The sequence below is a fragment of the Sinorhizobium medicae genome (assembly GCF_007827695.1).
Classification (GTDB): domain Bacteria; phylum Pseudomonadota; class Alphaproteobacteria; order Rhizobiales; family Rhizobiaceae; genus Sinorhizobium; species Sinorhizobium medicae.
Window position 1 is genome coordinate 99,989 of record NZ_VITA01000010.1, and the last position, 22,579, is coordinate 122,567.

At 61.2% G+C, this 22,579-nt stretch carries 20 protein-coding genes; 12 read left to right on the forward strand and 8 right to left on the reverse strand.

All coding sequences use genetic code 11. The annotated features are described in order from the left end of the window. Positions 1 to 5: 5 nt before the first annotated feature. Positions 6 to 647 carry a dihydroxyacetone kinase subunit DhaL gene (gene dhaL, locus FB009_RS18270; protein WP_011969459.1) on the reverse strand — a complete coding sequence of 214 codons (642 nt, stop codon included), beginning with the start codon at positions 645 to 647 and terminating at the stop codon, positions 6 to 8. Between the two features lie 9 nt (positions 648 to 656). Next, a complete protein-coding gene (locus FB009_RS18275) occupies positions 657 to 1,649 on the reverse strand; it encodes a dihydroxyacetone kinase subunit DhaK (protein ID WP_011969458.1) in 993 nt (330 codons plus the stop codon). Between the two features lie 369 nt (positions 1,650 to 2,018). On the opposite strand from FB009_RS18275, the gene FB009_RS18280 reads away from it, so the two are divergent. The 4 genes from FB009_RS18280 to FB009_RS18295 all read left to right on the forward strand — a co-directional run bounded on the left by FB009_RS18280 (position 2,019) and on the right by FB009_RS18295 (position 6,786). Continuing rightward, the gene (locus FB009_RS18280; RefSeq protein ID WP_011969457.1) at positions 2,019 to 3,005 is read left to right on the forward strand and encodes an ABC transporter permease; all 987 of its coding nucleotides are present in this window, start codon (positions 2,019 to 2,021) and stop codon (positions 3,003 to 3,005) included. 80 nt (positions 3,006 to 3,085) lie between these two features. After that, entirely contained in the window at positions 3,086 to 4,087 is a 1,002-nt protein-coding gene (locus FB009_RS18285) for a substrate-binding domain-containing protein (protein ID WP_011969456.1), read from the forward strand. Positions 4,088 to 4,175: 88 nt separating this feature from the next. After that, a complete protein-coding gene (locus FB009_RS18290) occupies positions 4,176 to 5,756 on the forward strand; it encodes a sugar ABC transporter ATP-binding protein (protein ID WP_020493273.1) in 1,581 nt (526 codons plus the stop codon). Position 5,757: 1 nt separating this feature from the next. Further along, the gene (locus FB009_RS18295) at positions 5,758 to 6,786 is read left to right on the forward strand and encodes an ABC transporter permease (protein WP_011969454.1); all 1,029 of its coding nucleotides are present in this window, start codon (positions 5,758 to 5,760) and stop codon (positions 6,784 to 6,786) included. A gap of 16 nt (positions 6,787 to 6,802) precedes the next feature. Here FB009_RS18295 and FB009_RS18300 read toward each other — a convergent pair whose 3' ends face one another. The 4 genes from FB009_RS18300 to FB009_RS18315 all read right to left on the reverse strand — a co-directional run bounded on the left by FB009_RS18300 (position 6,803) and on the right by FB009_RS18315 (position 11,045). Further along, complete coding sequence (locus FB009_RS18300; protein ID WP_018209517.1) at positions 6,803 to 8,017, reverse strand: TIGR03862 family flavoprotein; 1,215 nt, start codon at positions 8,015 to 8,017, stop codon at positions 6,803 to 6,805. Positions 8,018 to 8,149: 132 nt separating this feature from the next. Further along, positions 8,150 to 9,145, reverse strand: coding sequence for a TRAP transporter substrate-binding protein (locus FB009_RS18305; protein WP_011969452.1), 996 nt, complete (start codon positions 9,143 to 9,145; stop codon positions 8,150 to 8,152). A gap of 29 nt (positions 9,146 to 9,174) precedes the next feature. After that, complete coding sequence (locus FB009_RS18310; RefSeq protein ID WP_011969451.1) at positions 9,175 to 10,440, reverse strand: TRAP transporter large permease; 1,266 nt, start codon at positions 10,438 to 10,440, stop codon at positions 9,175 to 9,177. After that, complete coding sequence (locus FB009_RS18315) at positions 10,440 to 11,045, reverse strand: TRAP transporter small permease (protein ID WP_011969450.1); 606 nt, start codon at positions 11,043 to 11,045, stop codon at positions 10,440 to 10,442. Before FB009_RS18315 ends, FB009_RS18310 begins: the two co-directional genes overlap by 1 nt. A gap of 88 nt (positions 11,046 to 11,133) precedes the next feature. Here FB009_RS18315 and FB009_RS18320 point away from each other — a divergent pair, with 88 nt between their 5' ends. After that, on the forward strand, positions 11,134 to 11,823 hold the full coding sequence (locus tag FB009_RS18320; protein WP_011969449.1) for a GntR family transcriptional regulator: 690 nt from the start codon (positions 11,134 to 11,136) through the stop codon (positions 11,821 to 11,823). Positions 11,824 to 11,887: 64 nt separating this feature from the next. Here FB009_RS18320 and FB009_RS18325 read toward each other — a convergent pair whose 3' ends face one another. Continuing rightward, a complete protein-coding gene (locus FB009_RS18325; protein WP_011969448.1) occupies positions 11,888 to 12,910 on the reverse strand; it encodes a substrate-binding domain-containing protein in 1,023 nt (340 codons plus the stop codon). 474 nt (positions 12,911 to 13,384) lie between these two features. On the opposite strand from FB009_RS18325, the gene FB009_RS18335 reads away from it, so the two are divergent. The 6 genes from FB009_RS18335 to FB009_RS18360 all read left to right on the forward strand — a co-directional run bounded on the left by FB009_RS18335 (position 13,385) and on the right by FB009_RS18360 (position 19,815). Continuing rightward, positions 13,385 to 14,656, forward strand: a complete 1,272-nt coding sequence (locus FB009_RS18335; protein ID WP_102046075.1) for an ABC transporter substrate-binding protein — start codon at positions 13,385 to 13,387, stop codon at positions 14,654 to 14,656. Positions 14,657 to 14,744: 88 nt separating this feature from the next. Next, positions 14,745 to 15,731 (forward strand): carbohydrate ABC transporter permease, encoded by a 987-nt coding sequence (locus tag FB009_RS18340; protein ID WP_011969446.1) that lies wholly within the window; start codon positions 14,745 to 14,747, stop codon positions 15,729 to 15,731. Next, the gene (locus tag FB009_RS18345) at positions 15,731 to 16,561 is read left to right on the forward strand and encodes a carbohydrate ABC transporter permease (RefSeq protein WP_011969445.1); all 831 of its coding nucleotides are present in this window, start codon (positions 15,731 to 15,733) and stop codon (positions 16,559 to 16,561) included. Before FB009_RS18340 ends, FB009_RS18345 begins: the two co-directional genes overlap by 1 nt. A gap of 9 nt (positions 16,562 to 16,570) precedes the next feature. Further along, positions 16,571 to 17,599: an ABC transporter ATP-binding protein gene (locus FB009_RS18350; protein WP_011969444.1), complete on the forward strand. Its 1,029-nt coding sequence runs from the start codon at positions 16,571 to 16,573 to the stop codon at positions 17,597 to 17,599. Positions 17,600 to 17,935: 336 nt separating this feature from the next. Next, a complete protein-coding gene (locus FB009_RS18355) occupies positions 17,936 to 18,721 on the forward strand; it encodes a ThuA domain-containing protein (RefSeq protein WP_024312095.1) in 786 nt (261 codons plus the stop codon). Positions 18,722 to 18,732: 11 nt separating this feature from the next. Further along, entirely contained in the window at positions 18,733 to 19,815 is a 1,083-nt protein-coding gene (locus FB009_RS18360) for a Gfo/Idh/MocA family protein (RefSeq protein WP_011969442.1), read from the forward strand. 248 nt (positions 19,816 to 20,063) lie between these two features. On the opposite strand, the gene FB009_RS18365 is transcribed toward FB009_RS18360, so the two are convergent. Then, entirely contained in the window at positions 20,064 to 20,420 is a 357-nt protein-coding gene (locus FB009_RS18365; protein ID WP_011969441.1) for an SPW repeat protein, read from the reverse strand. A gap of 426 nt (positions 20,421 to 20,846) precedes the next feature. Here FB009_RS18365 and FB009_RS18370 point away from each other — a divergent pair, with 426 nt between their 5' ends. Beyond that, positions 20,847 to 22,505, forward strand: a complete 1,659-nt coding sequence (locus FB009_RS18370) for an arylsulfatase (RefSeq protein ID WP_011969440.1) — start codon at positions 20,847 to 20,849, stop codon at positions 22,503 to 22,505. The last annotated feature ends 74 nt before the right edge of the window (positions 22,506 to 22,579 follow it).

Genomic DNA, 22,579 nt, shown 5'->3' on the forward strand with positions numbered 1-22,579 from the left:
GGGCGTCAGCGGAGCCGGGCGCGGGCCCCTCCCGACAACTCCCTCAGGATAATCGCACAGGAGGTCGCGCCCGCGTCGAGCACGCCGAGGGAGCGTTCGCCCAGGCGGCTCGCCCTGCCTATCTTTGCAACCAGATCGCGGGTCGAATCACGCCCGGCTTCCGCTGCCGCTGTGAGCGCTTCGAGCGCTTCGGCGAAAGACCTGCCGGCGGCGATCGCCGCGTCGAAAGCTTCGACGGCCGGCACGAAACTGTCGAGCAGTGTCTTGTCGCCGACTTTCGCGGAGCCGATGGATTGGATGCCTTCCAGTCCGGCGTGAAGCATGCGGCTATAGGCGGTCGCATCGATCGCGTCGACCGCCTCGATCTTCTCGGCGAACTCGGTGAACATCACGCCGTAGAGCGGGCCCATCGAGCCGCCGATCTCCGTCATCAGCACGGTGCCGAGCGTTTCGAGCGCCTCTGCAAGCGAGGCGTCCTTGTCCTTCAGTCGTTCCGCGGCAAGGCCGAAGCCCTTGGCCATGTTTACGCCGTGATCGCCGTCACCGATCTTGCCGTCGATCTCACTCAGATAAGCACGGTTTTCGATGATCCGTTCGGCGAGGGCCTGGACGATATCGCCGGCTTTTGCATTTTCAAACGTCTGCATGGCACTTCCTCAGAAAACAGCGGTGCAGCGGACCTCGACATCGAGGAGCGCCTTGAGTTCGTCGTCGAGCGCCATCACCGTCAGTGTCGCCCCGACCATTTCGAGCGAGGTGAAGTAGTTGCCGACATAGGTCCGGTAAATTTTTAGGCCACGGGCTCTGATCTCGCGCTCGATCGTATCGTTGAGAATGTAGAGCTCGTTGAGCGGCGTTGCCCCAAGGCCGGAGACGAGCACCGCCACCTCCGTGCCGTCCGGCAGGCCATGATCATCCAACACGATCTTGCACATGTCCTTGGCGACCTCGTCCGCGGTCTTCAGCGCCTCGACGCGCAGGCCAGGCTCGCCGTGATGGCCGATGCCGACCTCCATCGTGCCCGGTTCGATCCGGAAGTTGGGATGGCCGACGGCGGGAAGGGTGCAGGGACCAAGCCCGACGCCGATCGAGCGGCAATTGTCGATCGCCTTCTGGGCAGTCGCACGGACCTCTTCGAGGGGTGCTCCCGCCGCTGCCTTGGCCCCGCCGATTTTCCACATGAAGATTTCCCCTGCAACGCCGCGGCGTTTTTCGCGCTCTTCGGGCGGCGCAGAGCAGACGTCGTCATTGGCGACCACCGTCGCGATTTCGATGCCCTCCTTGGCCGCGAGCTTCACGGCCATCTTCACATTCATGTTGTCGCCGGCGTAATTGCCGTAGAGGCAGACGACGCCCTCGCCGCCGTTCGCTTCGCGCATGGCGTCGTGGAAGCTCTTGGCCGTAGGCGAAGAGAAGAGCTCGCCTACGGCGACTGCGTCCAGCATGTTTCTCCCGGTATAGCCGATGAAGGCAGGCTCGTGGCCGGAGCCGCCGCCCGTCACGACGCCCACCTTGCCGGCGACCGGTGCATTCTTGGCAACGATGACGCGGGGATTTTCGCCGAGGCGGACGATATCGGCATGCGCCTTGACGAAGCCCTTGACGGTGTCTTCGACGACCTCGTCCGGATTGTTGATGAACCTTTGCATGGAAGTCCTCTTTTGTCCGTGGCTGGCGATTTGCGCCAGCGCAACAGCACGTTGAATCTAACGACGTCTCCGGTGCAGACCCGGATCTGCGGCTGGCGGCCCCTTACTCAAAAACGTCCCCCCGGTGCGCATTCGCTCACTCCAGAGCGTCAATTTTCTACATAATTCAAACATGGCTCGACAAATGTCAACATTCACGATAGATTGCCCAAAAATTTCGGAGGGAGAAGGCGGTTACTGACCGCGATTCCTCTATGTTTTCCGGGGCTTGTCGGCCGTGCTCCTTTGGGCGGGTGAAAGCGTGCGGTCAGGAGCGGCTTAAGCCGGTGGGGCGCTGAGTGTCCCGGTAATGGGTTTGGAGAGGCTGATATGAAGAGCGTGTTCGCCGACCGGCAATTCAACTTCCTTGTGGCGACCAATGTCCTGGTGGTCGCGCTGGCGGTCGTTTTCGCCGGTGACACCTTTCTCAGCCTCTACAATTTCCAGTCGATGTCCGCGCAGGTGCCGGAGCTTGCCCTGCTGGCTCTCGGCGTGATGCTCGCCATGATTGCGGGAAACGGCGGCATCGATCTTTCGGGCATTGCTCTCGCCAACCTCGCCGGCGTGGGTTCCTACCTGCTGATGCGCGACTGGGTTTCAGTCGACGAAGTCCCTCTCGCCTTTTCGTGGCTATTTGCGTTGATTGCACTGCTGATCGGTCTCGCCGGCGGCATGCTGAATGGCGCATTGATCGCGTTTGCAGGGCTTACGCCGATTATCGCCACGCTTGGCACACAGCTGTTTTTCACGGGACTCGCCGTCGCGTTCACAAACGGCTCGGCGATCACGCTCGGTTACATCGAGCCGCTCGACAATTTCGGCAACACCCCGGTGCTCGGCTTGCCGATGTGCTTCACGCTCTTCGTCGCCATCGCGGTTCTGATCGGCGTGGTGCTGCGTTACACGCCCTTCGGTTTCAAGCTCTATCTGATGGGCAGCAATGCCAAGGCTGCACGTTACGCCGGCATCCCCCAGCGCCGGATACTTCTTCTGACCTATACCGTCTGCGGGGTGCTTGCTTCCGTCGCCGGGATCATCATCGCCGCGCGCACATCAAGCGTGAAATGGGACTATGGCAGCTCCTACGTCCTCATCGCCATTCTGATCGTCGTCATGGCAGGTGTGCGCCCCGATGGCGGATACGGGCGGACGGTCTGCGTCGTCCTTTCCGCTACGGCACTCCAGATGCTGTCGAGCCTGTTCAATTTCCTCGATATCTCGAATTTCTTCCGCGACTGCGCCTGGGGCCTGCTCCTGATCGTGTTCCTGGCGACGTCGCGTGTCGATCTGCGCGCATTTATTTCGCCTCGTCGTTGATCGCGAGGTCCCAAGATCGGCGCAATGCCCCCCGCCGTCAGTTTTTGGTCGGGCAAACAACAAGTGATGAGGAGACACTCATGTCTGTCTACAAGAAGATTGCTACCTGCACGGTCGCTTTGGGTGCGCTTTGCGCTGCCCAGATTGCCGTCGCGCAGGATGCGCCCCCGGTCGTGACGGTCGTCAAGGTGACCGGCGAAAACTGGTTCACGCGCATGGAGGAAGGCGTTGTTGCCTACGGCAAGGACAATACGGGCGTTTCGACGAGCCAGATCGGTCCCGCCAAGGCGGACGCCGCCCAGCAGCTGCGCCTCATAGAAGACCTCGTCGCGAAGAATGTCAGCGCCATCGCTGTCGTGCCGATGGACCCCTCTGCTCTCGAAGGCGTCTTCAAGCGCGCGATGAACCGCGGCATCAAGATCGTCACGCACGAAGCCGACAGCTTGAAGAATACGCAGGTCGATATCGAAGCCTTCGACAACAAGGTCTTCGGCGCGCGCTTCAACGAGAAACTGGCCGAGTGCATGGGCAAGTCCGGCAAGTGGACGTCATTCGTCGGGTCGCTCGGCAGCCTGACGCACGTACAATGGGCTGACGGCGGCGCGGAGAACGCCAAGAAATATCCGGAAATGGAACTCGTCTCCGAGAAGAACGAGTCCTTCAACGACGCCAACAAGGCCTACGAAAAGGCGCGCGAGATCCTTCGCAAGTATCCTGACATCAAAGGCTTCCAGGGCGGTTCGGCCATTGACGTCATCGGAATCGGCCGCGCCGTCGAGGAAGCCGGCCTTGTGGGGAAGGTTTGCGTCGTCGGCCTCGGGCTGCCGAAGGACACCGCCAAGTACCTCGAATCCGGTGCGGTCCAGAGCATTTCCTTCTGGGACCCGAAGGATGCGGGTTATGTGATGAACAAGGTTGCTCAGCTCGTGATCGAGGGCAAGGAAATCACCGATGGTATGGATCTCGGAGTCCCGGGCTACAACAAGGTGTCCGTGAAGCAGGGTCCCGGCGAAGGCATCATCGTCGTCGGCGAAGCCTGGGTTGACGTCGATAAGTCCAACTACAGCCAGTATCCGTTCTGATCACACGTCGAACGGATCCGCGGCTGCAGCCGCTTCCGCCGGCAGGGATGGCCCTGCCGGCGACAGACCGTAACTCCGGATCATGCCAATGCAGTCGACTATCATTGCCGAGCAAAAGATGCCCTCTGTCGAGGCGCAGGGCGGTGGGACGCCCTTCCTGGAAGTTCGCAACCTCGAGAAGCGCTTCGGCGGCGTTCGCGCTCTCAAGGGCGTGAGCTTCACGATAGAACGCGGCCGTACCTACCATCTCATGGGCGAGAATGGATGCGGAAAGAGCACGCTCATCAAGATCATCTCGGGCGCCCAGCCGGCCGATGGCGGTGAGCTTGCGATCAATGGCAAGAAAACCGAAGGCCTGACGCCGATCGGCGCCTTGGCGGCAGGAATCGAGACGGTTTATCAGGATTTGTCGCTTCTTCCCAATCTGAGTGTAGAGGAAAACGTCGCGCTGACTCAGCAGCTGGTCGCCTCCAACGGCAGGCTTGCGCGTCGTCTCGATCTCAAGGTTCTGCGGGAAACGTCGATCCGTGCGCTGAAGGAGGTCGGCCTGCCGACGGAGCCCGCCTTTCTTTCGACGCCGGTCGAAGAACTACCCATCGCGACGCGTCAGCTCATTGCCATTGCTCGCGCTATCGCTTCCGATGCCGGTCTGGTCATTATGGATGAGCCGACGACCGCATTGACGCGGCGCGAAGTTGATAACCTCATTCGCGTCGTTCACGGCCTGCATGCCAAAGGCGTGTCGGTCCTTTTCGTGACGCACAAGCTCGACGAGTGCAAGGCCATCGGTGGGCAGGCAATCATCATGCGCGACGGCCTCAAGGTCGCCGAATGCGACGTTTCCACCCAATCGAAGAGCGAACTTGGCTTCTGGATGACGGGCAAGAAGTTGGACGAGACGCGTTATCGCGTCGACGCGCACGGGGACGAGACGCTGCTTTCGGTCGAGCAACTCGGGGGGAGCGGCTTCGACAATGTCAGCTTCGCGGTTGCCAAGGGCGAGATATTCGGGATCACGGGACTGCTGGATTCCGGGCGGAACGAGCTTGCGCTTTCGCTGGCCGGCGTAGAACCGGCGCGGCGCGGCTCCGTCCTGATGGGCGGCAAAGCGGCAGACCTGTCTTCTCCGGCCTCGGCAATTGCGGCCGGCATCGGCTATGTCCCGGAGGATCGCCTGTCGGAAGGGCTTTTTCTTGGAAAATCCATCCGCGAAAACATCGTCATGGCGGTCCTCGACCGGCTCCGGGGCGCATTCGGTCTGCTGGACAGCCGCCGGGCGAGGGCACTGGCGCAGAAGACCGTCGACGATCTGCAGGTCGCGACGCCGGATATCGACAATCCCGTCACGTCTCTCTCGGGGGGCAACCAGCAGAGGGTTCTGATCGGCCGCTGGCTGACCATCGAGCCGAGCCTGCTCATCCTGCACGGCCCGACCGTCGGTGTCGATGTCGGGTCGAAGGACACGATTTTTCGCATCATCCAGCGTCTTGCCGGAGATGGGATGAGCGTCATTATCATCAGCGACGACCTGCCCGAGCTCCTACAGAACTGCGATCGCGTCATGGTCATGCGCAAGGGCCGGGTCGCCGATGTCTTCACGGCTGAAGGGCTTGAGGAAGACGTAATCTACAAATCGATGATGGCCGAAGCCGGCCAAGGAGTTCAATAACATGGCCAATGCCGCAGCGACCGTCGCGGGAATGCGGGATGTCCCCGCCGCAATCCGGATCATGCGCTGGTTCATCCGCCATCCTCCGGCCGTCACCTTCCTTCTGGTCGTCATCCTCTGCATCGTCGTGGGCACGATCAATCCCGGGTTCTGGCAGGTGTCCAACCTGTTCGATATGGCGCGCTCCACCGTGGTGCGCGGCCTTTTCGCGCTTGGCGTTCTCGTGGTTCTGGCATCCGGCGGGCTCGATGTGTCCTTTACCGCCATTGCCGCACTCGTGATGTATGTGATCACCATGCTGGTCACGAATTACGCGCCGGATCTGTCCATCTGGCCCATTCTCGGCATCGCCGCCGCCAGCGGCGCCATCCTCGGCATCTGCAACGGCTTGCTGGTCCACGCATTGCAGGCGCCTTCGCTGATCGTGACGATCGGCACGCAATATGCGATCCGCGGCTTCCTGCTGACGTTCATCGGAACCGCGCTGTTCATGAACATTCCCGAGTCCATGGACGCGTTCGGGAAGCTTGCGCTTCTGCGATATGAAGGAGCGAATGGTGCGGTTGCGACATTGCCGGCCTATTTCCTCGTTCTGGTCGTCGCCGCATCCGTCACCTGGTACATCCTCAACCGCACCCTGATCGGTCGGGCGCTCTATGCGGTGGGGGGAAACGCCGGCATCGCCTCGCGGCTCGGATACAATCTGCGCACCGTGCATGTGTTCGTCTTCGCCTATGCAGGCCTACTGGCTGGAATTGCTGGCATCATGCACGTTTCGAGCAATCGCCTCGCAAATCCGTTCGATCTGGCGGGGTCGGAACTGGACGTCATCGCTGCGGTCATCCTCGGTGGCGCGCGCATAACCGGGGGCTCGGGTACGGTGCTTGGAACGTTGCTCGGCGTGTTGCTAATCACGCTCGTCAACAACGTGCTGATCCTCGTCGGCATCCCAAGCACCCTTCAACTCGCGATCATAGGGCTCTTCATTTTGGCAGCCGGTGCCATGTTCTCCATCAGGCCGAAAAGCTGAGAACTGACCGGCAGCGTCACGGACGGGCGTCCAGCCATGCCTTCACGCCCCGCGCGGCCGCGCGACCCGTGGCAAAGCAAGCTGTAAGGAGATAGCCGCCCGTTGGCGCTTCCCAGTCGAGCATCTCGCCGGCGACGAAGAGGCCGGGTACGGCCTTCACCATATAGCGTTCATCGACGCCGTCCAGGCGGACACCGCCGGCCGACGAGATCGCCTCCGCGATCGGCCGCGCCGCAAGCACTGGAACGGGCAAGGCCTTGATAAGTGCAGCAAGTTGCTCCGGAGCTATCCTGGTTGCCTCCTGCGAGAGCTCGCGCAGCAATGCCGCCTTCACACCGTCGAGCCCGGCGCCCTTACGCAGGCGGTTGGAGAGGCTCGCCTTGCGATCCTGCCGGGCGAGATCCCGCGCGAGCCTTTCGGCCGTTCTGCCTGGCGCAAGGTCGAGCATGAGGGAGGCTTTTCCGTCCTGCTCCAGCCGGTCGCGCAGGCAAGCCGCGTGGGCATAGACGAGGCTGCCTTCGATGCCGTGGCGGCTCATCACGAATTCACCCGGGATGGTCCCGGCGCCGGATGTGGCGGTAACTGCTTTCAGCGCCTGACCGGCAAAACGCTCACGGAAGGCCCCGCTCCATGCGACGTCGAACCCGCAATTGGCGGGGCGGAGATCCCTGATCGGTACGCCTCTTGCCCGCAGCAGGGGCACCCAGGCAGCGTCGGATCCGAGCCGGGGCCAACTCGCGCCGCCGAGCGCCATGAGAGCCGCGTCGCAACGCACGAGCGTCCTGCCCTCCGGCGTGTCGAAAACATAACCGTCCTCGGCAAAGCCCGACCAGCGATGGCGGGTGAGGAGCCGGACGCCTTGCGCCTCCAGCCGCCGAAGCCATGCGCGCAGCAGCGGCGAAGCCTTCATGGCTCTCGGAAAGACGCGCCCGGAGGAGCCGACAAACGTTTCCGCGCCAAGTTCATCCGCCCAGGCGCGAACGTCTTTCGGAGCAAAAGCGTCGAGCGCCGGTTGCAGCCTTGCGGACGCATCGGCGAACCGCTGCATAAAAGCCTTGCTGTGTTCGGAGTGCGTGATGTTGAGGCCGGACTTGCCCGCGAGCAGGAATTTGCGCGCCGCGCTCGGCATCGCCTCGTAGATCGTCACCGCGTGGCCGGAGCGTGACAGGATTTCCGCCGCCATCAGGCCGGCGGGGCCGCCGCCGATAATCGCAATTTCACTACTCTGCATCCGCTACGTCCAATGATCACGGGCACTCTTGATCACGGGCACTCTTGGCGCGTGCGACGATAAGGTGCAAGCAGATAAAATACAGCCGGCCACGGAGAGCCGTAGCCGGCTGGCGCTGAACTGATCGAAAAGTCAGAGGGTTGCGCCGACTTTGCGCAACTCGGCGAGAACCGGTGCCTTCGGCAGCCAGATCTTGTCGTATTCAGCGATGATGCGGCTGGCGTCGGCGACGGTGATATCCTTGATCGGAATGCCTGCCCCGGCAAATTTTTCGAGGAGCGCCGGCTCGTTGGCGACCGTTGCATCGATCTGTTCATCAAGGGCTGCCTTGGTGAGACGCGTGATGATTTCGCGGTCGGCGGCGGAAAGGGTCTGCCAGGCGCGGCCCGAGGCAAGCGCGACGCAGGGCATGAAGATGGCATTCATCTTCAGCATGGTCTTCGAAACCTTGTCGAAGCGCTGGTTCCAGGAGAAGTCGAGGTCCGCCTCCAGACCGTCCACCTGGCCGTTCGACATAGCGTCGAAAACCGCAGGTGTCGGGATGGGCGTCGGTGCGGCGCCGAGGAGCTGGTAGAAATCCCGGTAGGCCGGCGTCGTATTGATGCGCAACTTCATACCGTTGATGTCGTCAAGGCCGGCGATCTCCCTGGCCGAGAAGACGACGCGCATGGTGGTTATGCCCCATGCAAGGCCGACCGTGCCGGTCTCGGCCGGCAGAACATCGAGGAGCTTCATAGCGAGCGGCTCGCGTACGAGTTTTGCGACCTTGGCGGTCGAATCCACCACCCAGGGCGCGTTGATCGCGGCGATCGCCGGAATGCGCGAGCCGAGTTCGGCGGTCATGATCCAGCCGAGATCGAGCGCGCCGCTCTGCATCTGCTGCAGCATGGCCGCTTCGTTTCCGAGCTGGCCGGCGGGGAAGACCGAGAGCGAAAGGCGGCCGTTCGTTTCAGCCTTGAGACCTTCACCCACCTTGAGAGCGGCGTTGTTCCACGGGTGCCCGGGCGGCGTGACGATACCAAGGCGAAGCGTACGCGTTTCCTGTGCGCGAACGAGCGATGGCGTAGCGAGCGAGAGTGCTGTGCCGGCGGCGATGCCGCCAAGGAAAGTTCTGCGGGAAACTGTCATGGAAGATCCTCTGGTTGGTTCGTTTTGATTTACCGGACGAAGAAGGTGGAAAGTGACGGAATGAGCGAGAGAAGCACGAGCATTAGGCAGGAAACGAAGAAGAACGGCAGTGTGACCAGGAACATCTTGCCGGGCTTGGCACCGGTGACCGCTGCGGCGACGAAGAAGCAAAGTCCGACGGGCGGCGAGAGGAAGCCGAGAACGAGGTTGACGACGACGACGACGCCGAAATGGATGGGGTCGATGCCGTAAACCTCGGTGGCGATCGGCAGGAGGATGGGCACCGTCATGATGAGACCGGGCGCGCCGTCGATCACCGTGCCGATGATGAGCAGGATGATATTGACGAGCAGCATGAAGGTGACCGGATCCGATGCGACGGTCTGGACCCAGCCGGCTACCTGCTGCGGCACCATTCCGTAGACGAGTACCCAGGAAAAGACCGCGGCCGCCGCCACGAGGAAGAGGACCACCGCCGAGTAGATGCCGGCCCGCAGCATCATCCGCGGAAGGTCGGCGAATCTGAGTTCGCCGATCCAGAAGCGGCCGACGAGCACTGCTGCGACCGCTCCGACCGCAGCGGCCTCCGTCGCATTGGCAAGGCCGGACAGAACGGAGCCGACGATGACGAAGGGTATGAGAAGCGTCGGCAACGCGTCCAGCACGATCCGGACACGATCCTTGAGCTTCATACGTTCGCCGCGCGGATAGTTGTAGACGAGTCCCATCGCCGCGATGACGAGGCAGAATGCTACCGTCAGCAGGACGCCGGGCACAATTCCGGCGGCCAGCATATCGCTGACCGGAACCTGCGCCAGCACGCTGTAGACGACGAACATGATGGACGGGGGAATGATGGGGCCGAGCATGCCCGCATAGGCCGTAATTCCGGCGGCGAAGGTCTTGTCATAGCCCTTCTTTTCCATCTCCGGCACCATCATCTGCGCCATGACCGCGACCTGCGCCGTCGCCGAACCGAGAATGGAGGCAACGAACATGTTCGCCAGCAGGTTGACATAGGCGAGGCCGCCGCGCATGGCGCCGACAAAAGCCATGGTCATGTCGATTATACGGCGCGTGATTCCGCCACCGTTCATGATCTCGCCGATCAGCACGAAGAGCGGAATGGAAATCAGGCCGTAATTGTCGACGCCGCCGAAAAGTTGCGTCGGAAAGCTCTGGAAGAGCAGGGGATTCCCAGATGCCAAAATGTAGACGATGCTGCCGAGGCAAAGGCAGACCCCTATCGGAACGCCGACGAGCATGAAGGCAAGGAAGGCGGCGGTGGTGAGCATCAGTTCACTCCCTCGGCGCTGGAGAGTTCGCGTCGCTTTTGCTGCGGCGACAGACCGAGGTCTTCGACGAGATTGGCGGCGCAGTGAACCGTCATGGTGACGGCGAAGAGGGGGATGACGAGGCTGATCGCCCAGATAGGCCAGTTCAGCGTCTGGCTGCGCTCGGTATAGAGGAAATTGAAGCTCTCGGCGGCGAAAGCTTTCGTATCGAAGCCGGCGCGGAAAATTCCGACCGGGTCCATCCACAGCCAGCAGAAGGCTGCGAGCGCCAGTGCAAACAGGAGGACGAGCAGTGTCGAACCCGCCCTCATCCAGCGCGCAGCAGCAGGCGGCAGGTAATCCGTCAGCAGCGTCACGGAAAAATCGAGCCTGAGGCGCGTCAGCGCCGAGCCTCCGATGAAGGCGAGCCAAACCATGGCATATACGGCCGATTCATCGACCCAGTAGAGCGGGTGTCCGCTGTAGCGGGTCACGACATTGAGCAGGATGAGTGCGAGAAGCACGCCCATCAGGCCGGCGACTACGAGCTTCTCGAGCGAGAGCAAAGCTTCGGAGAGTGCGATGATGGCGCGCGCATAAAGCGGCGGCTCAACTGACTGGTTCATGGACTGCTCCCTGGTTTCTGTATAAAGTAGATTTTATACATTCTGCGAGTCAATATCATTTCTGACGGTCTTCCTGTAGCGAGCGTTCATGGCCTCACATCTGAAACATCGCACCCTCTCAGGCGCACTCATCGAGGAAATACGGCAGGCGATCCTGTCGGGCCGATACCCGGCCGGCAGTCAATTGCGCCAGGATGCGCTGGCTGAAACCTATGGCGTCAGCCGCATTCCCGTGCGCGAGGTTCTCTTTCAACTCGAGGCTGAAGGTCTGGTCAGGATCGTGCCGCAGAAGGGAGCCATCGTCTCCGAACTGTCGCTTGCCGAAATCGACGACGTCTTCGAACTGCGCGCTCTCCTCGAACCGCGGCTCCTGCGAAAATCGGCGCCTCTTCTCGACGGCGACGATTTTGCGCGCCTGGACGAGGCTCAGAACCGCTTTCTTAAAGCCACGACGGCGGGCGAAATTGATTCATACGGTCAGCTCAATGCCGAACTGCACATGGTACTGTACCGGCGTGCCGACATGCCGCGAACGCAGCAGATCGTCGCCTCGCTGCTACAGACGAGCGACCGTTACACGCGCGTCCAGCTATCGAGCGTCGCAGCGATGACCCGGGCGATGGAAGAACATGCCGAGCTGATCCGCCTTTGCCGGGCAGGCGCCTTCGAAGAGGCGTCCGCTTTCCTGGTTTTCCACCTCAAGGCAGTCCACGAAGACCTGCTGTTCCGGCTGAACGGTCGCGAGGATGCCCCGGCGATGGAGGGTGGAGCAGGATGAGGAAAAGTGTGCACGATTTTCCGGCCGCTTCCGCCTCTCGACCACTGTGACCCATAGCTCCGGTCTACTGCGCGGCCTCGGCCGCCGGGCCTGTCGATTCGCGTAAAATGAGTTCGACAGGCCAGAGTTCGTGAATTTCCGAGGCCGGCCGGCCGGCGAGCAGCTGAAGGGTTAGGTCGGCGAGGCGAGCGCCGGCAGCGCGCAGGGACGAACGGCTGGTCGAGAGAGACGGGGCCATGTTGTCGGCCGTGAGGTAGGGAAAGACGTCGTCATGGGCGATTACCGAGATGTCGCGCCCGACGACGAGGTCTAAGGAACGTACGGCCCGGTAGACACCGAGTGCCGTCATCATCGAGCCGGCGACGAAGGCTGTCGGACGGGGGGATTGCTCGAGGAGCGAACGGGCGAAGCGGAAGCCGATCTCGTCGGTGAACTGGCCGTGTGCGACAAGGCGTGGATCGAAGGGAATCCCACGCTGCTCCAACGCCTCACGGTAGCCCTTATCCCGGTGAAGCGTGAAGGTGAGACCGTCGCGGCCGTTGATCAGTGCGATGCGTCTGTGTCCGAGATCGAGCAGATGCGAGGTGGCGCGGCGTATGGCGCCTTCATTATCGATATCGAGCCAGGCATGCGGCACATTGGTCTCCGAACGGCCATGCACCAGAAAGGGAATGCCGAGCTTGTGGAGCAGCAGGATTCGCTCGTCGTTCGGTTTCGGCGAATGGACGATGACGGCGTCAACCCGTCCGCTGGTCGCCAGGCGGCTATAGAGCTGGATCTCGGCTTTCGTGTCCTGAACCGCAACGGGGCTCACGAGAATGTCGATATCCTCGCTGTCCAGCCGTTCGGCCATGCCGCTCATGAATTCGCAGAACTGGAATTCGTTGCGGCCCATCACGACGCCGATCGCCCCGGCGCGGCCCGTGACGAGGCGCACCGCGTTGATATTCGGCCGGTATCCCAGCCGCACGGCCTCCTCGGCAACGCGCTTACGGGTCTTCTCGCTGACTTCCGGATAGCCGCTCAGAGCACGGCTTACCGTCGTTGGAGAGAGCCCCAACTGTTTGGCGAATTCCTTGAGCTTCACTGTTCTTTCCCTGGGCCCCTTCTGCGCGTCGCCCGGCGTTGCTTCCGAAGCAAGTCACGCAGCAATCCGAGATGCCGCATACGCCCTTCCTTTGGCATCGAGTCGATGCGCAGCGCTGCGGACACCAGCGCGGAACTATAGCGGGTTCGCCGACGGCCACAATCCATGCATCGCTTCGGCGGACGGGCGGGCGCGATCGAGATAGCTGGCATCATGAACCAAATCGTTTTAAATTCCTGTGGATGACTTTTTCCAAGTCGCCTTGCCGAGCGAAACCGGTTGCCGATCAAGTGCGACGGCTTTGAGTATAACTACTGGAATATAAATAGAAAAGTTCGAGATGGCTATTCCGATTACTTCCGATGCAACCGTATCTTGACAGTCCATTTGGGTTCTGACAGCTTCTGCGCACCCAAACCGTTTTCGATTTTTTCGAGGAGCATGCGAAACCGGAGGGGAGTTTTGGAGGGACCAATGGACGTGAAGCCTTTTATCAGGACGCTGATTTCCTGTGCCGCTATCGTCGGTGCAATCGATGTTGCTGCCGCCGCCGAATTGTCGATGGCGGCCAATTCGACCGGTAAGAATCTGAGCTTTCTGCGCGAGCAGATCGCCAGGTTCGAGAAGGAGACGGGCCATAAGGTCAATCTGGTGACGATGCCGGCGTCGAGCAGCGAGCAGTTCAGCCAATACCGGCTCTGGCTCGCGGCCGGCAACAAGGACGTCGACGTCTACCAGACGGATGTCATCTGGGCTCCACAGCTCGCCGAGCAGTTCGTAGACCTGACCGAGGCCACGAAGGACGTCGTCGCCGACCATTTCCCCTCGATCATTCAGTCACAGACCGTCAACGGCAAGTTGGTGGCCTTGCCCTTCTATACCGATGCGCCGGCGCTCTATTACCGCAAGGACCTGCTCGACAAATACGGCAAGGCGCCGCCGAAGACCTGGGATGAAATGGCAGCGACGGCCAAGGAAATTCAGGAAAAGGAGCGTGCTGCCGGCAATGCCGATATCTGGGGCTTCGTTTTCCAGGGCAATGCCTATGAAGGGCTCACCTGCAACGCACTCGAGTGGATCAAGTCCTCGGGCGGTGGCCAGATCGTCGAGCCCGATGGCACGATCTCCGTCAATAATGAGAAGGCGGCCGCGGCCGTGGAACGTGTCAAGGAATGGATCGGCACGATCGCGCCCAAGGGCGTGCTTGCCTATCAGGAAGAGGAATCGCGCGGGGTCTGGCAGACCGGCAATGCGGTCTTCATGCGTAACTGGCCCTATGCCTATGCGCTCGGTAACGGCGACGACAGTGCCGTCAAGGGCAAATTCGAAGTGGCCCCGTTGCCGGCCGCCGCCGATGGCGAGAAGCCATCTTCCACCCTCGGTGGATGGAATCTCGCGGTCTCGAAATATTCCGACGAGCAGGAGGCGGCGATTGCGTTTGTCAAATTCCTCGGGTCAGCCGAGACGCAGAAGGTGCGCGCGATCGAGCTCTCGAACCTGCCGACGATCGCTGCACTTTACGATGATCCGGAAATCGCGGCCGCTCAGCCGTTCATGCCGCACTGGAAGCCTATCTTCGAGAGCGCCGTGCCGCGCCCCTCGGCAGTGGCCAAGGTGAAGTATAACGAGGTTTCGTCCAAGTTCTGGAGCGCCGTGCACAACACGCTTTCGGGCAACGGAACGGCCGCGGAGAACCTGGAACTTCTCGAAGTCGAACTGACCGAACTCAAGGGTGACTCCTGGTAAGAATCCGCAGCGCCCGGATGGCACCCTGCCATCCGGGCCAAGGTCAACGGCGCGGGCGAGGGCCTGCGCCAATCGGTAGGTTCACGTCATGACTGATCTCTCGCTCGCCGATCGGCCGGCTGCGCTTGCGCATGGCGCCAGGATAGGCTCGGACCTGCAGGCGCAACGTGTCCGTTCGGCCTGGCTGTTTCTCGCGCCTACTTTTCTCGTTCTGGCGCTCGTGGCCGGCTGGCCGCTCATCAGAACCATCTACTTCAGTTTCACGAATGCCTCGCTGACCAACCTGTCGGATGCCGAATTCGTCGGTTTCGCCAATTATTTCTCATGGATCACCCTGAAGAGCGGTCGCACCATTTACAGGGGTCTGCTCGCGGATCCCGCCTGGTGGAATGCGGTCTGGAACACGCTCAAGTTCACGGTTCTTTCCGTCAGCATCGAAACGGCGCTGGGTCTCATCGTTGCCCTGGTTCTCAACGCACAGTTCCCAGGCCGCGGACTTGTCCGGGCGGCGATTCTTATTCCCTGGGCTATCCCGACGATCGTGTCAGCCAAAATGTGGGCATGGATGCTCAACGATCAGTTCGGCATCCTCAACGACATGCTGCTCGGTCTCGGCCTGATCGGCGAGAAGATCGCCTGGACCGCAAGCCCCGATACCGCCATGATCGCCGTGCTGATCGTGGACGTCTGGAAGACGACCCCCTTTATGGCGCTCCTGATCCTGGCCGGGCTGCAAATGGTGCCGGGCGATATCTACGAGGCCGCGAAAATCGATGGCGTGCATCCAGTGCGCGTGTTCTGGCGGGTTACCCTGCCGCTGATCCGCCCGGCGCTGATGGTTGCGGTCATCTTCCGCATGCTCGACGCGCTGCGCATTTTCGACCTTATCTACGTTCTGACGCCGAACAACGCGCAGACGAAGACCATGTCGGTCATGGCCCGCGAAAACCTCTTCGATTTCGACAAGTTCGCCTACGGCGCGGCGGCCTCGACCATGTTGTTCCTGATCATCGCCACGATCACGATCCTGTACATGTGGCTCGGCCGCCTCAATCTGAGCGGAGGAGAACGCTGATGGTCGTTACGCTTGTAAAACGGACCGCGTTCTACGCGCTCGTTGCCGTCATCATCCTGATTGCCGTCTTTCCATTCTACTACGCGATCCTGACGAGCTTGAAGTCCGGCACGGCGCTGTTTCGCATCGACTACTGGCCGACCGATTTCTCGCTCGCGAACTATGCCGACATCTTTTCGCACGGCACATTCGTGCGCAATCTCGGCAATTCGCTCCTCGTCGCCACGCTCGTGGTCGCCATATCGCTCCTTCTCGCCGTTACCGCGGCCTATGCGCTTGCCCGGGTGCGCTTCCGCGGCCGGGGGCTGCTTTTGCTGACGATCCTGTCCGTTTCCATGTTCCCGCAGATCGCCGTGCTTGCAGGCCTCTTCGAACTCATCCGCTTCGTCGGGATCTTCAACACGCCGCTTGCGCTCATATTTTCCTACATGATCTTCACACTGCCCTTCACGGTCTGGGTGCTGACTACCTTCATGCGGGACCTGCCGATCGAGATCGAGGAGGCGGCAATCGTCGACGGCGCTTCTCCCTGGGTGGTGATCACGCGCGTCTTCATGCCACTGATGTGGCCGGCGCTGGTGACGACCGGCCTTCTCGCCTTCATTGCGGCGTGGAACGAGTTCCTCTTTGCGCTGACATTCACGTCGTCCAACACGCAGCGCACCGTGCCGGTTGCGATTGCGCTGCTCTCCGGGGGCAGCCAGTTCGAGATTCCCTGGGGCAACATCATGGCAGCGTCCGTGATCGTCACGGTGCCCCTCGTGGTGCTCGTGCTCATCTTTCAGCGGCGGATCATTTCCGGCCTCACCGCAGGCGGCGTCAAAGGATAGGAGAATAAGATGGCAGAGCTTCAATTGCGCGATATCCGCAAGTCCTTCGGCGCCTTCGATGTGATCAAGGGCGTCAGCATGGACATCAAGTCGGGCGAGTTCATGGTCTTCGTCGGCCCTTCCGGCTGCGGCAAGTCCACGCTCTTGAGACTGATCGCGGGGCTTGAGGAAATCACCTCCGGAACTCTCTCTTTCGATGGTCAGATCGTCAACCAACTGACGCCATCGCGCCGCGGCATTGCCATGGTGTTCCAGTCCTATGCGCTCTACCCGCATATGACGGTTTACGAGAACATGGCATTTGGCATGCAGCTTGCCGGCAAAGATAAGCAGCAGTGCCGCAAACGGGTCGAGACCGCGGCGGAAATGCTGCAGCTGACGCCCTATCTCGAGCGACTGCCGCGGCAGCTCTCGGGTGGGCAGAGGCAGCGCGTGGCGATCGGCCGGGCGATCGTACGAGACCCGAAGGTCTTTCTTTTCGACGAGCCGCTTTCAAATCTCGACGCGGCGCTGCGTGTCGCCACCCGACTCGAAATCGCCAAGCTTCACCGCAGCATGCACAAGACGACGATGATCTATGTTACCCACGACCAGGTCGAAGCAATGACGCTCGCCGACCGGATCTGTGTCCTGAGGGACGGTCTCGTAGAGCAGATAGGCACGCCGCTGGAGCTCTACGAGACGCCGAACTCGGTCTTCGTCGCCGGTTTTATCGGTTCGCCGAAAATGAACTTCCTGTCGGGTGCCTTCGCGGAGCCGTACAAGGCAGACACGATCGGCGTCCGCGCGGAGCATCTTGAAATCGATGGAGAGAGAGGTGAGTGGAGCGGCACCGTGATCCATTCGGAAATGCTCGGCTCCGACAGCTATATCTATCTCGACATAGGCGCTGGCGAACCGGTGATCGTCCGCGAGAGCGGGATTGCGAAGCACCAGCCCGGAGAGCGGATCACGATATCCCCTGCCGCCGGGCAGGTTCATCGCTTCGATGCAGGCGGCCGGGCGACCGGACGGATCGAAATGCGGGGTGCGGCCTGACGAGTTTCATAATTGCGTGTCGCCCAAAACTGCGCACGGTTTTGGGATAAAGACATGCATGGAAGACCTAAAGCGCGTCGTATGAGTTCGATTGAGTGCAGCACGCTTCAGATTGGAGCCATGTGAATACACTCGGGCCGCAGATTGATCGGCCCGCGAAAGCCTAGAAGCTATGTCTGGTCCGGAGGATTTCGGATCATTCCCAAGCCTCAAACGTTAGGGCAGGAAATGGCGGGTCCCCGTGGGGTTTACCCGGCCCGGCTCCGTGCCCGCAGACTCAAATCACGGACAGCTGGCATCCGGCAGCGGGTGCCCCAAACCACGAGGAGAATGAACTTGTCTATCAATGCCATCGTGTGGGGTGAGAATATCCACGAGCAGACGAATGCGGTGGTTCGGGAGATCTATCCCGAGGGCATGCACAACACGATCGCCGCCGCGCTCAATTCCGACCCGGGGATCAATGCGACGACGGCGACATTGCAGGAGCCCGAGCACGGGCTGAGCGAGGCGCGGCTTGCCGCAGCCGATGTTCTCCTGTGGTGGGGCCACAAGGATCATGGGGCGGTCGACGACGCTATCGTCGAGCGCGTAGCCAAACGCGTTTGGGAGGGAATGGGCCTCATCGTTCTTCATTCCGGCCACTTCTCCAAGGTTTTCAAGCGGCTGATGGGCACGCCATGCGCGCTGAAATGGCGTGAGGCGGGAGAGCGCGAGCGCGTCTGGGTCGTCAACCCGCGACACCCGATTGCCGAGGGCCTGGGCGAAAACTTCGTGATCGAGAATGAAGAAATGTATGGCGAGCAATTCTCGGTGCCGGAGCCGTTGGAGACGGTCTTCATCTCCTGGTTTGCCGGCGGCGAGGTATTTCGCTCAGGGCTGACCTGGCGGCGCGGCGCGGGCAATATCTTCTATTTCCGCCCCGGACATGAAACCTATCCCACCTATCACGATGCGACCGTGCACAAGGTGCTGCGGAACGCGGTGAAATGGGCATACAACCCGCAGGGCACGTATAAGGCCATCCACGACGCACCCAACGTCCCGGTGGAGAAGGCGCTGGAGCCGATCGTCGAGCGCGGCCCGAGACTGCACAAGGCCGGCGAAGCCGGATATCGGTAAAGGGGTCTCCCATGCGTTTGCTTATTCTCGGAACCGGCGGCATGGCCAACAGTCATGCGAAAGCCTTTGCTGAGATCGAAGGCGTCGAAATGGTCGGCGCAGTCGACGTCGACCCGTCCCGTGCCCGGGCCTTCGCTTCCACGCACGGCATCGAACGTACTTTCACATCCCTCGACGAGGCGATTGCCTGGGGAGAGTTCGATGCGGCGACGAACGTGACGCCCGACAAGGCCCATCACCCCACGACGCTTGCCCTCATCGCAGCCGGCAAGCATGTGCTTTGCGAAAAGCCGCTGGCCGAAAATTACGAGAAGGCCGCCGAGATGGCGGCCGCGGCCGAGCGCGCCGGCCTCGTCACCATGGTCAATCTCACCTACCGCAATGTCGCACCGCTGCAGAAGGCGCGCGAACTGGTCGTCGCCGGCGAAATCGGCCTGGTGCGCCATCTCGAAGCCTCCTATCTCCAAAGCTGGCTGGTGTCGAAGGCTTGGGGCGACTGGGCGAGCGAGTCCAAATGGCTGTGGCGCCTCTCCACGAAACATGGCTCGAATGGCGTGCTCGGCGATGTCGGCATACACATTCTCGACTTTGCCGGCTATGGGGCAAACAGCTCGGTCGAAAGGGTCTTTGCGCGCCTGAAGGCCTTCGACAAAGCCCCGGGCAACCGGTTAGGCGAATACGATCTCGATGCCAATGACAGCTTTGCCATGACGGCCGAATTTGAAAACGGTGCGATGGCGGTGATCCACGCGAGCCGTTGGGCGACAGGCCATCTGAACGAGCTGAGGCTCAGGTTGCACGGGGACAAAGGTGCGCTGGAGGTCATCCATACGCCGGACGGTTCGAGCCTGCGCGCCTGCCTGGGCGCCGACGTTGAAAAGGCAGTGTGGAGGACAGTCGATGCCGGCACCGTGCCGACCAACTACCAGCGCTTCGTCGAGGCGGTGAAGGCCGGCCGAACCGTCGAGCCGGGTTTCCGCCATGCCGCTGACCTGCAGAAGGTGCTGGATCTCGCCATAGAGACCGAACGTGAACGCCGCGAACTCGGTGTTCCTGACATCGACGCGGTCGTGCAGGAGCGCGCGGTGGGATAATGCGACGCGGCATACATTACAGCGCGCCGCGCGTCTTATCAGACCCACAAAGATCGCTGTAGCACTTTGATCTGCTGCATGTTTTTGTCCTTCAATCGGATCCGATTAAGGAAACATGCAGTAGGGCGGGATGCGGGCGCGAAACCGCGCACTCATCCCGCTCCAAGGCGCGCCGCATCTGAGAGATACGGCGCGTTTCCTGTTTCCGAGTCCTCTATTCCGAAGCGCTCGGCCTTCGGGAAAATGCATCAGGCGTGCGAGTGGTGCCGGAAATCCCAGACCGCCCAGGCCGCGATTGCGGCAACGAGCACGCCGAGAATGACATGGGTCCACATCGCATTCACATTTCCCGTGAAGCCAAGCAGCCAGGGAGAAACGATGAGCCACAGGCCGATCACCATATTGGCCCATTCCTCCCATTCGGCGAAAGCCGAAAGGGTCGCGACCGCAAGGGCGCCGAGCACGATGCCGGCGATCCATGCATTCCAGGTCGGCACTGAATCGGCCGCAAAGCCGATGACCCAGGGAGAAACGAACAGGCACGCCGCCAGGACCAGATTCGCCCAATCCTGGCTTCTTTTTCCTGCCATCAGAGTGTTGGGCATGACAACCTCCACCTATGAAGCCTGACAAAGCGTCATTACCCGCGTGCAGCTTACGCAATTCCGTCCGCTTCAGATCGCACGTGTCTGTAACGCTTTGAATTGCTGCCGAAATTTTACTCCTGAATCGAACGGGTTTCAAGGAAACGCGAAACGCGCCGTAATTGCGCCCAAGACCGGCAGCTCTCTGCCAGCGGCCGTCGCCTGGTTATGTTTCCCCTTGGTCCAACTTCTCTCGACCCGCACTTCGGCGGATAATCCGAGGGGCTCTCATCAGGGCGGGTGCTTCTCTCAATCAACCCGATGGGGCAGGAGCCGGCTGCGAAACGCGAGTTTGGAACCGGTCTGCAGAAGCGCTGCTTCTATGAAATCTCAGAACTCCAAACCGGCAGAAGCCGCGCGAGTTGGAACGTATAAGAGGAGCAAGGCATGAGCTTTCCAGATGCTGACAAGCGCAAAAATGCGCAGGGTTCAATCTCCATAGACCGCCGAAGCCTTTTGCTGGGAGGCACCATCCTTGCGGCTGCCGCTGCAGCGAACGGAGCCGTGGCCGTCGGCAGCGCGAAGGCTCAGGAGCAATCTTCGGCAGGTAGCGGCAAGACTCCGAACATCCTGGTCATCTTCGGCGACGACATCGGCATTCCGCAAATCAGCGCCTACACCATGGGCCTGATGGGCTATCGCACGCCGAACATCGATCGTATCGCCGCCGAGGGCGCGATCTTCACCGATGCCTATGGCCAGCAGAGCTGCACCGCAGGGCGCGCTTCCTTCATACTCGGCCAGGAGCCGTTCCGCACGGGGCTGCTGACGATCGGCATGCCCGGCGATCCGCACGGCATTCAGGACTGGATGCCGACCATCGCCGACGTCATGAAGTCGAAGGGATATGCAACCGGCCAGTTCGGCAAGAATCACCTGGGCGACCGCGACGAGCACCTGCCGACGAACCATGGCTTCGACGAGTTCTTCGGCAACCTCTACCACCTGAATGCCGAAGAGGAGCCGGAAGGCTACTTCTATCCGAAGGACGAGGAATTCCGGAAGAATTTCGGGCCGCGCGGCGTGATCAAGTCCAGCGCGGACGGAAAGATCGAGGATACCGGAGCGCTCAACACCAAACGGATGGAGACGGTCGACGAAGAGTTCCTCGCGGCAGCGAAGGATTTTATCGATCGCCAAGCGAAGGCCGACAAGCCGTTCTTCTGCTGGTTCAACTCGACACGCATGCACGTGTTTACCCACCTGAAGCCGGAATCCATGGGCAAGACCGGTAAGGGCATCCACGCCGACGGCATGGTGGAGCATGACGGCCATGTCGGTCAGCTGCTGCAGCAGCTCGACGACCTCGGCATCACGGAAAACACGATCGTGCTCTACACGACCGACAACGGTGCCGAGCTCGCTTTGTGGCCGGATGGCGCGATGACCATGTTCCATGGCGAAAAGGGAACGACGTGGGAAGGTGGCTTCCGCATTCCCATGATGGTGCGCTGGCCCGGCGTGGTGAAGCCGGGCACGCAAATCAACGACCCCGTGACGCTGATGGACTGGATGCCGACCTTCGCCACCGCCGCCGGAATCCCTGATGTCAAGGAGGAGATGAAGACGGGCTTCAAGTCCGGCGACAAGACCTTCAAGGTCCATCTCGACGGTTATGACTTGACCGCGCTCCTTAAGGGTGAGGCCGAGGAGCCGCCTCGCGAAGCAGTCTACTACTTCGACCAGGGCGGCAATCTGAATGCCATAAGGTGGAATGACTGGAAGCTCAGCTTCGCAGTCAACAGCGAAGGCAACATCGCCACCGCCACGCGCGAGACGCCGAGTTGGGCCAATATCGCCAATCTGAGAATGGACCCTTATGAACGGGGGACGAAAGAAGGCGGAGGGGCCATGGAGTTCATAGCCCGAAACATGTGGCTCCTGGTGCCGATCCAGAGCAAGATCAAGGAGTTCTTCCAGGATTTTGACCAGTACCCCTACCAGCCCGGCAGCACGCTCAACGCCAGCGGCATAAACTACAACCTGTTGCAGCAGCAGGCTGCGCTGAAGCGGCTCGGCGACCTGGAGCGTCTCGCGCCGCGCTGATGCTGGTTGCAAGTTCCGATTTCGTTGGAACGCAATCAGATATCGTTCTGACGAAAGGCGGGGGAAGTCCCGCC

Coding starts and splice junctions, on each gene's coding strand:
- dhaL (WP_011969459.1), bottom strand. CDS start 647: ATGCAGACGTTTGAAAATGCAAAAGCCGGCGATATCGTCCAGGCCCTC.
- FB009_RS18345 (WP_011969445.1), top strand. CDS start 15,731: ATGGTCGTTACGCTTGTAAAACGGACCGCGTTCTACGCGCTCGTTGCC.
- FB009_RS18320 (WP_011969449.1), top strand. CDS start 11,134: ATGGCCTCACATCTGAAACATCGCACCCTCTCAGGCGCACTCATCGAG.
- FB009_RS18370 (WP_011969440.1), top strand. CDS start 20,847: ATGAGCTTTCCAGATGCTGACAAGCGCAAAAATGCGCAGGGTTCAATC.
- FB009_RS18275 (WP_011969458.1), bottom strand. CDS start 1,649: ATGCAAAGGTTCATCAACAATCCGGACGAGGTCGTCGAAGACACCGTC.
- FB009_RS18310 (WP_011969451.1), bottom strand. CDS start 10,440: ATGCTCACCACCGCCGCCTTCCTTGCCTTCATGCTCGTCGGCGTTCCG.
- FB009_RS18290 (WP_020493273.1), top strand. CDS start 4,176: ATGCAGTCGACTATCATTGCCGAGCAAAAGATGCCCTCTGTCGAGGCG.
- FB009_RS18285 (WP_011969456.1), top strand. CDS start 3,086: ATGTCTGTCTACAAGAAGATTGCTACCTGCACGGTCGCTTTGGGTGCG.
- FB009_RS18305 (WP_011969452.1), bottom strand. CDS start 9,145: ATGACAGTTTCCCGCAGAACTTTCCTTGGCGGCATCGCCGCCGGCACA.
- FB009_RS18350 (WP_011969444.1), top strand. CDS start 16,571: ATGGCAGAGCTTCAATTGCGCGATATCCGCAAGTCCTTCGGCGCCTTC.
- FB009_RS18340 (WP_011969446.1), top strand. CDS start 14,745: ATGACTGATCTCTCGCTCGCCGATCGGCCGGCTGCGCTTGCGCATGGC.
- FB009_RS18315 (WP_011969450.1), bottom strand. CDS start 11,045: ATGAACCAGTCAGTTGAGCCGCCGCTTTATGCGCGCGCCATCATCGCA.
- FB009_RS18295 (WP_011969454.1), top strand. CDS start 5,758: ATGGCCAATGCCGCAGCGACCGTCGCGGGAATGCGGGATGTCCCCGCC.
- FB009_RS18300 (WP_018209517.1), bottom strand. CDS start 8,017: ATGCAGAGTAGTGAAATTGCGATTATCGGCGGCGGCCCCGCCGGCCTG.
- FB009_RS18280 (WP_011969457.1), top strand. CDS start 2,019: ATGAAGAGCGTGTTCGCCGACCGGCAATTCAACTTCCTTGTGGCGACC.
- FB009_RS18335 (WP_102046075.1), top strand. CDS start 13,385: ATGGACGTGAAGCCTTTTATCAGGACGCTGATTTCCTGTGCCGCTATC.
- FB009_RS18365 (WP_011969441.1), bottom strand. CDS start 20,420: ATGCCCAACACTCTGATGGCAGGAAAAAGAAGCCAGGATTGGGCGAAT.
- FB009_RS18360 (WP_011969442.1), top strand. CDS start 18,733: ATGCGTTTGCTTATTCTCGGAACCGGCGGCATGGCCAACAGTCATGCG.